This window comes from Paenirhodobacter populi (genome assembly GCF_004022215.1).
Classification (GTDB): domain Bacteria; phylum Pseudomonadota; class Alphaproteobacteria; order Rhodobacterales; family Rhodobacteraceae; genus Rhodobacter; species Rhodobacter populi.
Genome location: NZ_SAUZ01000003.1, coordinates 47004 through 60034, shown reverse-complemented (window position 1 = coordinate 60034; position 13031 = coordinate 47004). Strand labels below are relative to the sequence as shown.

Sequence of the window (13031 nt, the reverse complement as noted above, 5' to 3'; positions counted from 1 at the left end):
GTCCCGTGAGGTCCGTCCCCGGCCCGGCCGGAGACGGCAGAAGGTCAGAACCCCGAGATGATCTCGATCTTCGATCCGTCGGAGAACCGGCTGAACCGGAACGGCGCGGGATCGACGACGGGGGTGCGTCCGGTGACGAGATCGGCCATCAGCCGGCCCGCGGCGGGGCTGATGCCGAAACCGTGGCCGGAAAAGCCGGTGGCGATGAAGAAGCCGGGCACCGCGTCCACGCCCGAGATGACGGGGATCGCATCGGGTGTCACGTCGATGGCGCCCGCCCACCTTTGCGCCACCTCGGCCTTCTCGAACACCGGAAAGGCGCGGCGCAGATTGGCGAGCGCCCGGTCCTGCAGCGTGAACGAGGGTTTGGGGTCGAGCACGCGGCAATATTCAAAGGGCGATGCCTCGTCCATCTTCCAGTGGTTCGGGATCCGCGCCTCGTCAAGGAAGCGCAGCCCCCCGCGCAGCACCAGCGCGCGCCATTCGTGCCGGAGCGCGGGCAGGAAGTCGAAGAAGTAGCGGAAGCTGTCGGGCACGATCTGGACGATGTTTTCCACACCGTTGGCGATGGTGTAGCCGCCGTCCTGCCGCTTGCGGATGGCGAAGCCGTCGGACCAGAGCGCCGATTCAGGCCCGCCCTCCAGCGGTTTGGTGCGGATGACCGAATTGACCACCTTGAGCTGCGGCAGCCGCAGCCCCGTGTTGCGCGCGAAGAGCCCCGACCAGGCGCCGCCCGCCAGCACCGCCGCATCGCAGCCGATGTAGCCGCGCTCGGTGAAGACGCCGCAGACCTTGCCGGCCTTGAGGTCGATGCCGCGCACGGCGCATTCCGTCAGCACATGGGCGCCGCGGGCGCGGGCCGCCTCGGCCACCGCCGGGGCGACCTTCTGCGGTTCGGCCCGCCCGTCGACCGAGGTGTAGAGCGCGCCTTTTGGCGTCATCGTGCTGCCGGGGTTCATCTCGGCGAATTCGCGTGCGCTGAGCATCCGGGTGTCGATCTGGTAGCCTTCGACGTTCCTGATCCATTTGGCCTGGGTGGCGACATCCTCATCCGTCGCGCAGGCGAACATGATGCCCGCGCGGGTGTAGCCCACGTCGCGGCCCAGCCGTTCCGCCTGACCCGGCCAGATGCGCAGCGCCTCGGCCATCAGGGGCACCTCGCGCGGGTCGCGCCGGGTGATGCGCACCCAGCCCCAGTTGCGGCTGGATTGTTCGTGGCCGATGCCGCCCTTTTCGCACAGGGCGACGGAATGGCCCCGCTCGACCAGTTCGAGCGCGGTGGAGGCGCCGATCGCGCCGCCGCCGATGACCACGACATCCACCCGCTCGGGCAGGTCGGTATCGCCGTGGAAGGGAACGACGAAGGGACCGGGCATGTCAGTAGGATTCCTCAAGCTGGCAGTTGATGCAGAATTCGGCCACGCTCGCCTCGTTCGGCAGGTCGATCAGCAGCGCCGCGATCCGCGCGAGGTCATGGGGCGAGGTCATCGCCTCGGCGGGCCGGTCGGTCAGCGCCAGCGCCATGTCGGTGGCGACGAAGCCCGGGCAGATCGCGGTGGCGCGGATGCCCTTGTCGAAGCCCGCGTGCCGCAGTCCGTGCGCCAGCGCGACGGCCGCGAATTTCGACATCGAATAGGACCCCGAGCGCGCCGATTTCACCCGTTTTCCCGACAGCGAGGCCAGCACGATCACCCGCCCGCGGCCCGAGACGCCCAGCATCTCCCACGCGGCGGCGGCCAGACGGCGCGGCGCCTTGACGTTGATGTCGAGCAGTTGGTCCATCTCGCTGTCCGAGATCTCGACCACCGATTTCGGGATCGAGATCCCGGCATTCGCCACCACCGCGTCGAGACGGCCGAACCGCGCGGCGACCTCGGCCACCCATTGCCCGGGCGCGGCCGGGTCCGCCGCGTCATAGGCGAACAGGTGCACCCGCGCCGGATCGGCCCAGTCGGGCAGTTCCGGATGGCGCATGCCAAGCGACACGGCCCAGCCGTCCTCGAACAGCCGTTGCGCGATGGCCGCGCCGATGCCGCGGCTCGCCCCCGAGATCAGCGCCACGCGCGGGGTTTCCGTCATTGCCATTTCTGCCTCATTCTCATGTAGGTCCGCTTGAGGATGCTCAGGAACTGGGCGCGATCCTCGGGCGCGATGAAGTCGAAGAATTCCGCTTCCTGCTGGCGCACGACGGCGCGCACCTGTTCGGCGACGGCGTGGCCCGCATCGGTGATGCTCAGCGCGTGGGCGCGCTGGTCATCTTCGGAAATGTCCCTGCGCGCGAGGCCCGCCGAGACCAGCGTGTCGATGATCCGCCCGGTCGAGGGACGGTCGCGCATCAGCACCTCGGCGATCTCGGACGGGCGGATCCCCGGATAATCGTCGATCAGCAGGAGCGCCGTTACCTTGCCCTTGCCGCGCGCCACCGGCAGATGCGCCATCCGTTCGTCAAGGTCGCGCGACACGAAGGAATCGAGCGAGCGGATATACCAGCTGAAGGCCCCTTCGAGCACGTCGATCCGGTGCCCCGCGATCACCAGCGGCGGATCGTCTACGGTCCGGGTGATTCCATCGTTCATGCGTCTTCCTCGTCTCGCGGGCGGAACGGCTGCCCGCAGGTCCTGACCCCATGTGATGCGAATGCCGGGGGGAGGGCGCGGAAAAAGTTGCGTTTCACAACTGTTATGGTTGTGTTTTGCAACCATGCTGAAATGACAGGCGGAAGTCAGAGGCGATTGTCCGCTGCGGTGCAATTTGCGCAGCCGCAGCGGAGAGGCGCGCAGGACTCAGGCGTGGGTCGCGCCGGGAATGGCCGCCACCAGCGCGCGGGTATAGGCGTGCTGCGGATTGCGGAAGATCTGCGAGGGCGGGCCGTATTCCACCATCTTGCCGCGGTGCATGACAAGGATATCGTCGCAGATCTGGCTTGCCACGCGCAGGTCGTGGGTGATGAACACCATCGCCAGACGCTGTTCCTGCTGTACGCGGTTGAGCAGCTCCAGAACCTGCGCCTGAATCGACACGTCGAGCGCCGAGACCGCCTCGTCCGCCACGATCACCTGCGGCGAGAACATCAGCGCCCGGGCGATGCCCACCCGCTGCCGCTGCCCGCCGGAAAATTCGTGCGGAAACCGATCATAGGCCGAAGCGTTCAGCCCCACGGTTTCCAGAATCTCGCAGGCCCGCTTGCGCGCGGCCTCGTGCGTGAACATCGAATGGGCAAGCGGCCCGACCGTCAGCGCCTGTCCCACCGTGAAGCGCGGGTTGAGCGAGGCATAGGGATCCTGAAAGATCATCTGGATCTGCGGCCGCAGATGGCGGAAATCCTGATCGGACAGGGCCAGCACCTCTTCGCCCTGAAACAGCAACTCGCCCCCGTCGGCGGGCATCAGTTTCATCAGCACCTTGCCCATCGAGGATTTTCCCGAGCCGGATTCGCCCACGATCCCCAAGGTCTCGCCCTTGCGCAGGGTGAAGCTGATGTCGTTGACGGCCTGCACCTCGCGCACCCGGCCGAGAAAGCCGGATCGCGTCCGGTAGGTCTTCATCAGGTGGCGGGCCTCCATCACCACCGGCTTGTCGGGGGTGCGGGGGCGGTCCGTCTCGCGCAGCACGGGCACGGCGGCGAGCAGCTTTTTCGTATAAGGCTCCTCGGGGGCGGTCAGCACCTGTGCCGCCGGTCCCTGTTCGATCAGGTGGCCCTTTTCCATCACGATCACCCGGTCGGCGATATCCGCCACCACGCCGAAGTCATGGGTGACGAACATCACGCTCATCCCCTTGCGCTTCTGCACCCTGCGGATCAGGTCGAGGATCTGCGCCTGCGTCGTCACGTCGAGGGCGGTTGTCGGTTCATCCGCGATCAGGATGTCGGGGTCGAGCGCCAGCGCCATGGCGATCATCACCCGCTGCCGCTGCCCGCCCGACAGGCGGAAGGGATACTGGTGCTGAATCAGGCCGGGATCGGGCAGGCCCACCTCGCCCAGCATCTCGACCACGCGGGTGGCGCGGCTTTCGGGGGTGCCCACCTCATGCGTGTCCAGCACCTCGCGGATCTGGTCGCCGATGGTCATCAGCGGGTTGAGCGCCGACAGCGGATCCTGAAAGATGATCGAGATGTCCTTGCCGCGCATCCTGCGCTTGCGCGATTCGGGCATCTTCAGCAGGTCGTCGCCGCGAAACAGGATCTCGCCGGCCGCGATCTGCATCACATCGGGCAAAAGGCCCATCACCGCATTGGCGGTCACGGATTTCCCCGAGCCGGATTCCCCGATGATGCACAGGATTTCCCCCGGCAGGAGATCGAAGGAGATGTCGCGCACCGCATGGGAACGATCGCGCAGGCCGGGGATGACGATATCAAGCCCCCGCACCGAAAGCACCGGCGCGGCGGGATCCATAGGTCTGGTCATGTGTCTTCCGTCGTTTGTCGTTATTATTACGGGGCCGAGGCTTGTCTCCCGAGGCCGGTGGGGCAAGGCCCGGGCGCGCGCGAGGGGCGCCTGCGCGGCCCGGTGCCTGCCAAATAGACATCCGGTGGGCGCGGCGCCCGATCCTGCCGCAGTTTCGCGGCGGTTCCGGGGCAAAGACCCCGCCGTCGCCCGGCGCGCAGGGAAAGCAGGCCGCCGCGTCACCTGGCGTCAGCGAAAGCGAAAGATGCCGGCGTCCGGGTCCGGTTTTCCAGCGATCGCGGCGGCGACGATCTGCGCCCCGATCATCGAGAAGGTGATACCGTTGCCGCCGAAGCCCATGACCGCGAAGATGCGCTCGAAACCCGGTACCCGGTCGATGATCGGCAGCCCGTCGCTGGTCACGCTGAATGGCGCGGACCAGCGATAGGCGGGTTTGCCGATTTCGACTCCGGTCAGGTCGTGCAGCTTGCGGGCGATGATCTTTGCCTTTCTGGCCAGCTTTGCGGGGTCTTCGTTGGCATGGGCCGCCTCTTCATCCTCGCCGCCCGCGATCACGCGGCCCGCCGCATCGGTGCGGAAATAGAGGTAGGGATCGGCGGCTTCCCAGACGATCGTCTCTTTCATCCACGCGGGCAATCCGGCCAGCGGTTCCGAGGCCAGCGCCCAGGTCGAGGTCACGTGATGCGTCCGGGTCTTCATCTGTGGCAGATATTCGTAGCCCGTGCAGAAAACCGCATGTCCGGCGACCAGAACCTCGCCCGTCCGGGTGGCGAGGGCGACGCCCGAGGGAAGCTCGGCCATGTCGGATACCTCGACCGGCGACACGATCCGCGCCTTGCGCGCCAGCGCCGCCGACAGCAGCCCCGCGGTCAGTTGCGCCGGATTGGCCGTGGCCGAGGCCGGGGACAGGATCGCGGCGGGCCGGTCGATGCCATAGCGCTCCAGCAGATCGGCGCGTTTCAGCAGCGTGGCCTCGATTCCCGCGGCATGGCGGGCCCGCGCCTCGTTGCGCAGCGCGCGGGGGCCCATCTCGTCGCCCGACAGATACAGCGCGGGTTTCGGCTGCATCTGGCAGTCGATCCCCAGCCGGCGGCTCAGGGTGATCAGATCCGCGACCGCGCGGACCGACCGTCGCCAGGCCCGGTCGGCGGGATCCGCGCCGATCCGCCGTTGCAGCCGGATCAGGGGCACGTCGATCTCGTGCTGGATCATCGCGGTCGAGGCGGGGGTGGAGCCCCGCACCGGTGGGCGGCGGTCGAGGATCAGGACGGATTTCCCCGCCCGTGTCAGCGCCTCGGCGACAAGCGCCCCGCTGATCCCGCTGCCGACGACGATCACGTCATGGCGGTCGCGGGTCAGCTGCGCGTCCGCCTGCACGGTGGAATGCGGGGTCTTCACCCAGAAGGGCGTGCCCGTGCGCAGGTCATCCTTGCGCGTGTGGGCCTTGTCTCTGACCATCCGGTCCCCCCTGTCCGATGGGCAACAAAAGGCCCGGGCGAAAGTTCCCGCGCTACGCCGGCACCCAGAGGCTGACGCTGCCGCCGTTCACCGGAAACACGCCCCGGCCGTTTTCATCAAGCACCACCCGATCCTTGCGATGGCCGAGGAAATCGCGATACCGCCGCCCCGCCTTTTCGGGGCCAAGCTCGATGGTCTTTTCGGCTTCGCCGGCATTGGTCAGCACGACGACGCAGCCCGGCGCCTTCGCCGTGCCGTGGCGGACGACGGCGAGGCAATGGGCATCGTCGAAGATGTCGTCCTGCGGCCCGTTGGCGAAACGCTGCCGCGCCTCGATCAGCTTCGGCAGGCAGCTGATCACCGGCAGGTGAATGTCGTGCCGATCGCCGTCCCCGCCGGTATCGGTATATTCCGCGCCATAGAGATCGGCGTGAAAGACGCAGGGCACGCCCTGTTCCCGCATCAGGATCAGCGCATAGGCCAGCGGCTTGAACCACGGCTCGACCGGCGATTCGAGCGATTGCAGCGGCTGCGTGTCGTGATTGGCAACCAGCGTGACGGCATGGGCGGGCTCCGCCGCGACCAGCGTGCCGTCGAAGATCCGCCGCAGGTCGTAATCCGCCCCGGCCTTCGACGCATCGTGGAAATTGTGGTGCAGCGCCACGTCGAACAGCATCAGCTGCTGATCCACAAGGTCGAGGTAGGCGCGCAGCACCTCCATATCCGGGTGCCAGTATTCGGCGACGACGAACAGCTCGCGGCTGACGCTTTCGCGCATGTGCCCCACCCAGTCGCGAAAGAACCACGCCGGGATATGCTTGGCCGCATCCAGCCGGAACCCGTCGGTGGGGATCTGACCGGCGATCCAGCGGCCCCAGAATTTGAGTTCCTCATAGACGGCGCGGTTGCGGAACTCGATGTCGGCGCCCATCAGATAGTCGTAGTTGCCCTTTTCCTCGTCGACCTCTTCGTTCCATTCGCCGTCGCCATATTCGTTCATCAGCTTGAAGACGCCGTTTTCCTCGGGCTCCACCAGATGGTCGAGGCCGCCGAAACAGCGGTGATCCCAGATGAATTCCGAATAGGCGCCCTTGCGCCCCGGGAAGGTGAAGCGGGTATAGGCCTTCGCCTCGAATGTGTCGCTCTCGACCTCGGTCCGGTCCTCGGGGTTGACGCGGCGGACATGGATGGTCTCGATCTCGTCGGCGCCCATCTTGTGGTTGAAGACGACATCGAGGATCACCCGCAGCCCGGCCTCCTTCAGCCGCGCGGTCGCATGTTCCAGCGCGGCGCGGTCGCCGTATTTGGTGGGAATGCTGCCCTTCTGGTCGAACTCGCCCAGATCGAACAGGTCATAGCTGTCATAGCCGACGGAATGGCCGCCGGACGCCCCCTTGTAGACGGGCGGCAGCCAGACATCGGTGATGCCCATGTCGCGCAGATGCCCGGCCTCGGATGCCAGATCGTCCCAGAGCTTACCGCCCTCCGGCAGATACCAGTGAAAGAATTGAATGAGCGTTCTTTTCGACATCGCAAGCCCCTCCGTTCGCCGCCTTCGCACAACGAGGGCCGGGGCCATCCGGTTTCCATCGGGCGAAGCGATCCGCGCGGAAAACATGCGGCGCGCTGGAAAAAGATGCGCCTGTCCCGGGTCGATGCGCCCGGCGGACCGGAAGCGCAGTCCGAGATCACCGGTCCCGCCGCCTCCCTTTCGTGTTTCCATAAATATCCCGGGGGTGAGCGGCTTCAGCCGCGAGGGGGCAGGCCCCCTGCGACCCGCCCACGCGCGCCCCGATCCCGGTTGAATCGCCCGCGGGACCGATCTCCCTTGATCTTCAACGGCCTGTCGGGGATGCTTGGGGCAGATTGATGAGGGAATGACCGATGATCCGAATGACCTTCCTCGCCGCTGTCGCGCTGACGACGCTTGCCGCCTGCACCCATATCGACCCCGAGAAGGCCCGGAACGTGCAGCTTTCCGCCGCCGAGATGACCGCCCTGCAGGGAACCGTCGCCAGCGACTTCCCCGATCCCAAAAGCGTCGAGTTCCGCAACATCCGCGCGCGCGACAACTTCTATCCCGACGGCACGACCATCCGCAGCGTCTGCGGCGAGGTCCGGGGCAAGGGGCCGTTCGGGAACGACACCGGCTTCATCGGGTTCACCCGCAACCTCGAGGACGGCAAGTGGATCGTGCCCACCGTCGGCCAGCCCTGCTACTGAGGGATCTCGCGCAGCCAAACCCGGCGTTTCAGCGGATCTTTCCGAAAGGCAATCTGGTCCGGCAGGGGGAGCCCTGCCGGAAAAGCGGCATCGGAAAACCTCTGATCCGCCCGGGTTTCGGCGGCAGGCAGACCTTCTGCGCACCGCAGAAGATACGAGTCGCCCGCCTCCTCCCTAAACTCCAGACCGCATCGGGGGGCTACCGCATTGATTCAACCGTATTTTCAGGAAGGCAGGAAGATTGGCAGCGCCTACGGGATTCGAACCCGTGTTGCACGGCTGAGAACCGCGCGTCCTAACCCCTAGACGAAGGCGCCGTGACGGCGGGTTATATAGTGGCATCTGCCGGCATCCACAAGGCGATATCGCACCCTCCCGCCCTCCGCGGAGAGATGAAACCCTATGCGAAGCCCCGTGCCCTTTTCCGGGGCCGGGATGTTCACCCATCGTGTTTCCATGAAGATCCCGGGGAATGAGGCGGATATGGCGGCCTTTCAATGGAAGGATGCCCCGCCGAATGGGCGCGCGCGGGAGGGGGCCGGTCCCTCGCCCCCGTTTCGGGGCCACCTCCATCATGACGCGATACCGCCATCCCCAAATCCGCCGATCCGTCGCGCGGCGCCTTGCCCGGCGCGGCGGGCCGCGCTAAGCGGAGGCCATGGAAAACCTCACCTATACGCCCCGTGGGGTCCTGACCCCGAACCGTTCGCTTGCGGAGCTGACCTGGCTGCGGGTCGGTGGGCCGGCGGACTGGTTGTTCCAGCCCGCGGATGCCGAAGATCTGGCCGCTTTCCTTGCCGCGTTGCCGCGCGATGTGGCGGTTTTCCCGATGGGCGTGGGATCGAACCTGATCGTGCGCGACGGCGGGCTGCATGCGGTGGTGATCCGCCTTGGCCGCGGGTTCAACGGTATCGCGGTGGAGGGTGACAGGGTGCGCGTGGGGGCCGCCGCGCTCGATGCCCATGTCGCGCGCAAGGCGGCGGAGGCGGGGCTCGACCTGACCTTCCTGCGCACCATTCCCGGCTCGATCGGCGGGGCGGTGCGGATGAATGCGGGCTGCTATGGGCTTTATACCGCCGACCGGCTGGTCGAGGTGCAGGTGGTGCTGCGCTCGGGCGAAATCGCCACCATCCCCGCCGCCGACCTGCATCTGGCCTATCGCTCCAGCCAGATCCCCGAAGGGGCCGTCGTGATCTCGGCGCTGTTTCAGGCGCCGAAGGGCGATCCGGCGGAGCTTGAGCAGAAGATGGCCGATCAGATGGCGAAGCGCGATGCCTCGCAGCCGACCAAAGATCGCTCGGCGGGATCGACTTTCCGCAATCCGGCGGGGTTTTCCTCGACCGGGCGGGCGGATGACGTGCATGACCTGAAGGCGTGGAAAGTCATCGACAATGCGGGCATGCGCGGCGCGCGGCGCGGCGGCGCACAGATGAGCGAGATGCATTCCAACTTCCTCATCAACACCGGCGGCGCCACGGCGCAGGACCTTGAGATGTTGGGTGAAGAGGTGCGCAAAAAGGTTTTGCAGACGCAGGGAATATCGTTAGAGTGGGAAATCATGCGCGTGGGCGAATTCAAGGACCCGGGCGCAGTGGAAAGCAACGAATAATTCACGGGGATAACCCCGGAAGAGGCGGACGTGGCGGGTGTGTCGAGCAGGGCAGCCCACCTTGTAGCGGTATTGAAAGGCGGGATGTCCTCGGAACGCGAGGTATCCCTGTCGTCGGCGCTTGAATGCGCCAAAGCGCTCAGGGTGGCGGGTTTCGAGGTGGTCGAGGTTGATGCCGGGCCGGACCTTCCCGCACGGCTGGCCGAAATCCAGCCCGATGTGGTCTTCAACGCGCTGCATGGCCGTTGGGGTGAGGATGGCTGCGTGCAAGGCCTGCTCGAATGGCTGCGCATTCCCTATACCCACTCCGGTGTGCTGGCCTCGGCGCTGGCGATGGACAAGACCCGCGCGAAGGAGGCCTTCCGCGCCGCCGGTCTGCCGGTCGTCGACAGCCTGATCGCCGACAAGGCCGAGGTCATGGCGCGCCACGTCATGCCGGTGCCCTATGTGGTGAAATCGAACAACGAAGGCTCATCGGTCAATGTCCATATCGTCGCGGCTGGCGCGAACGGCCCGCCGGCGCTGCCCGAGCAGATGCCGGCGCGCGTCATGGTCGAGACCTATGTGCCGGGCCGCGAGCTGACCTGTGCGGTGATGGATGACCATGCCTTCTGCGTGACGGAACTGCTCACCGATGGCTGGTATGACTACACCGCGAAATATGCGGCCGCGGGCGGCGCGCGGCATGTCTGCCCGGCGCAGATCCCCGATGATGTCGCGCAGGCCGTGCGGGACTATTCCCTGCGCGCCCATCTTGCGCTTGGCTGCCGCGGCCTGAGCCGCGCGGATTTCCGCTGGGACGACACGCGCGGCATCGACGGGCTCGTGCTGCTTGAGATCAACACCCAGCCGGGGATGACGCCGACCTCGCTCGCCCCCGAACAGGCGGCGGCGGAGGGCATCGATTTTCCGACGCTGTGCCGGCGGCTCGTGGAGGATGCCTCATGCGACCGCTGAACGGGGAACCGCGCCTGCGCCGCGAGCCGGTCCTGCAGGCCGGGCAGCGGCGCGTGATATTCGGGCGCCGGGGCGGGCAGCGTTACCGCGCGCCCTCGCGGCTGGCCTTCCGGCTGCAACGGCTGTGGCTGACGCCGGTGGTGCGGGCGCTGACCCGGATCGGCGCGCCGATATTCGCGGTGACGCTCGGCCTTGGGCTGTGGTTCGGGGACGAGGGGCGCCGCGCCGATTTCGTGCAATGGGTCGATGACGTCAAATTGCAGATCCAGAACCGGCCGGAATTCCGCGTCTCGGAGCTGAAGGTCGAGGGCGCGGGCCCGGAGGTCGAGGAGGCGGCGCGGATGCTCCTGCCGATCGAGCTGCCGGCGTCGAGCTTTGCCATCGACCTGACGGCCTATCACGATGCGATCGCGCGGCTGGATGCGGTGCAGGACGCGGCGGTGATCGTGCGCTCCGGCACGCTGGAGGTGAAGGTGACGGAACGCCAGCCGGTGATCCTGTGGCGCACCCCGAACGGGATCGAGATGCTGGACGCGGGCGGGCATCGCGTCGCCTCGCTGACCCGGCGGGACGCGCGCCCGGACCTGCCGCTGATCGCCGGCGAGGGTGCCGATGCCGCCGTGCCCGAGGCGCTGGAAATCCTGTCCGCGGCCGAGCCCCTGCTGCCGAAGATGCGCGGCCTGATCCGCATGGGGGAACGCCGCTGGGACATCGCGCTGGCCGACAACCGCCGCATCCTGCTACCCAGCAAGAACCCCGCCCGCGCGGTCGAAGAGGTGCTGTCGCTCGATCGCAGCGATGACCTGCTCAGCCGCGATTTCGCCGTGGTCGACATGCGCAATCAGGATCGCCCGACGATCCGGCTGACCCCGAATTCGCTGGAACAGTTCCAGATCGTCACCGGCCAGATCGTGCCGGAGAAGAAGACCGAAACCACCCGGGCCTCGGCCCGGAGTTCCGACACCAAGTCCAACGCGAAGGCTTCCCCATGACCGATTTCTATCAGTCGCAACGGGCGATGCGGGCGATGCGCAAGGCCGCGATGCAGCGCGGCGTGGTTGCGCTGCTCGACATCGGCACCTCGAAGATCGCCTGTCTGGTGCTGCGTTTCGACGGATCGGACCCGGCGCTGGAGGCCGAGGGGGTGGGGCCGCTGGCGGGGCAGTCGAAGTTCCGCGTGATCGGCGCGGCGACGACGCAATCGCGCGGCGTCCGCTTCGGCGAGATCGACGAGATGAAGAAGACCGAGGGCGCGATCCGCACCGTCGTTCAGGCGGCGCAGAAGATGGCGAATACCCGCGTCGATCACGTCATCGCCTGTTTCGCCGGGGCCGGGCCGCGCAGCTACGGCCTTGCAAGCGAGGTCGAGGTGCTGGACGCGCAGGTGGGGGAACAGGACGTGGCCCGCGTGCTGGCCGGCTGCGACATGCCCGACATCGGCATGGGGCGCGAGGTGCTGCACGCCCATCCGGTGAACTTCGCGCTGGATCACCGTTCGGGCCTGTCGGATCCGCGTGGCCATGTCGGCAACCGGCTGGCGGTGGACATGCACCTGCTGACGGTCGAGACCTCGGCGGTGCAGAACCTGATCTATTGCATCCGGCGTTCGGACCTCGAACTGGCCGGGGTGGCGTCTTCGGCCTATGTCTCGGGCCTGTCCTCGCTGGTCGAGGATGAACAGGAGCTTGGCGCCGCCTGCATCGACATCGGCGGCGGGGCGACTGGCGTGTCGATCTTCATGAAGAAGCACATGATCTTTGCCGACACCGTGCAGATGGGCGGCGACAGCATCACCCATGACATCGCGGTGGGCTTGCAGATCCCGCTGAACATGGCCGAGCGGATCAAGACCTTCCACGGCGGCGTCGTCGCGACCGGCATGGACGACCGCGAGATGATCGAGCTCGGCGGCAATTCCGGCGACTGGGAAAAGGACCGCCGGCAGATCAGCCGCGCGGAACTCATCGGCATCATGCGCCCCCGGGTCGAGGAGATCCTCGAAGAGGTGCGGGCCATTCTGGACGCGGCGGGCTTCGACCATCTGCCCAGCCAGCAGGTCGTGCTGACCGGCGGGGCGAGCCAGACGCCGGGGCTTGACGGCCTTGCGGCGCGGATCCTTGGGCAGAACGTGCGGCTCGGCCGTCCGCTGCGGGTGCAGGGTCTGCCGCAGGCCGCCACGGGGGCGGGGTTTTCCTCGGTCGTCGGGCTGGCGCTGTCGGCGGCCAGCCCGCAGGACGAGGTCTGGGACTTTGAAATACCGGCGGAGCGGCTGCAGGGCCGTCCCTTCCGCCGTGCCATACGCTGGTTCCGCGAGAACTGGTGAGGGCGGTCCGTTCCCCCGTCGCACGCGGTGCGGCTAGGGGCGTGCGGACCCA

11 protein-coding genes and 1 tRNA gene are annotated in these 13031 nt (G+C 67.2%); 5 read left to right on the top strand and 7 right to left on the bottom strand.

Annotated elements, in window-relative coordinates:
* Nucleotides 1-44 precede the first annotated feature (44 nt).
* The 6 genes from D2T30_RS03430 to amyA all read right to left on the bottom strand — a co-directional run bounded on the left by D2T30_RS03430 (nucleotide 45) and on the right by amyA (nucleotide 7398).
* A complete protein-coding gene (locus D2T30_RS03430; RefSeq protein WP_128207652.1) occupies nucleotides 45-1376 on the bottom strand; it encodes an NAD(P)/FAD-dependent oxidoreductase in 1332 nt (443 codons plus the stop codon).
* Between the two features lies 1 nt (nucleotide 1377).
* Nucleotides 1378-2085, bottom strand: a complete 708-nt coding sequence (locus D2T30_RS03425) for an SDR family NAD(P)-dependent oxidoreductase (RefSeq protein ID WP_128207651.1) — start codon at nucleotides 2083-2085, stop codon at nucleotides 1378-1380.
* The gene (locus D2T30_RS03420) at nucleotides 2076-2576 is read right to left on the bottom strand and encodes a MarR family winged helix-turn-helix transcriptional regulator (protein WP_128207650.1); all 501 of its coding nucleotides are present in this window, start codon (nucleotides 2574-2576) and stop codon (nucleotides 2076-2078) included. Before D2T30_RS03420 ends, D2T30_RS03425 begins: the two co-directional genes overlap by 10 nt.
* 207 nt (nucleotides 2577-2783) lie before the next feature.
* Entirely contained in the window at nucleotides 2784-4409 is a 1626-nt protein-coding gene (locus D2T30_RS03415) for an ABC transporter ATP-binding protein (protein WP_128207649.1), read from the bottom strand.
* A 228-nt stretch (nucleotides 4410-4637) separates the two neighbouring features.
* On the bottom strand, nucleotides 4638-5867 hold the full coding sequence (locus tag D2T30_RS03410; protein ID WP_128207648.1) for an NAD(P)/FAD-dependent oxidoreductase: 1230 nt from the start codon (nucleotides 5865-5867) through the stop codon (nucleotides 4638-4640).
* A gap of 52 nt (nucleotides 5868-5919) precedes the next feature.
* A complete protein-coding gene (gene amyA, locus D2T30_RS03405) occupies nucleotides 5920-7398 on the bottom strand; it encodes an alpha-amylase (protein ID WP_128207647.1) in 1479 nt (492 codons plus the stop codon).
* Nucleotides 7399-7751: 353 nt separating this feature from the next.
* Here amyA and D2T30_RS03400 point away from each other — a divergent pair, with 353 nt between their 5' ends.
* A complete protein-coding gene (locus D2T30_RS03400) occupies nucleotides 7752-8090 on the top strand; it encodes a hypothetical protein (protein ID WP_128182773.1) in 339 nt (112 codons plus the stop codon).
* Between the two features lie 242 nt (nucleotides 8091-8332).
* Here the strand turns inward: D2T30_RS03400 and D2T30_RS03395 are convergent.
* Nucleotides 8333-8407: transfer RNA gene (locus D2T30_RS03395), tRNA-Glu, on the bottom strand.
* A gap of 341 nt (nucleotides 8408-8748) precedes the next feature.
* Between D2T30_RS03395 and murB the strand changes: the two genes are divergently transcribed.
* From murB to ftsA, 4 genes are all read left to right on the top strand, one after another.
* A complete protein-coding gene (murB, locus tag D2T30_RS03390) occupies nucleotides 8749-9699 on the top strand; it encodes a UDP-N-acetylmuramate dehydrogenase (protein ID WP_128207646.1) in 951 nt (316 codons plus the stop codon).
* Nucleotides 9700-9783: 84 nt separating this feature from the next.
* The gene (locus D2T30_RS03385) at nucleotides 9784-10656 is read left to right on the top strand and encodes a D-alanine--D-alanine ligase (protein ID WP_241651188.1); all 873 of its coding nucleotides are present in this window, start codon (nucleotides 9784-9786) and stop codon (nucleotides 10654-10656) included.
* Nucleotides 10644-11648 (top strand): cell division protein FtsQ/DivIB, encoded by a 1005-nt coding sequence (locus D2T30_RS03380; RefSeq protein WP_128207644.1) that lies wholly within the window; start codon nucleotides 10644-10646, stop codon nucleotides 11646-11648. Before D2T30_RS03385 ends, D2T30_RS03380 begins: the two co-directional genes overlap by 13 nt.
* Nucleotides 11645-12979, top strand: coding sequence for a cell division protein FtsA (gene ftsA / locus D2T30_RS03375; RefSeq protein WP_128207643.1), 1335 nt, complete (start codon nucleotides 11645-11647; stop codon nucleotides 12977-12979). The genes D2T30_RS03380 and ftsA overlap by 4 nt, the downstream gene beginning before the upstream one ends.
* Nucleotides 12980-13031 lie beyond the last annotated feature (52 nt).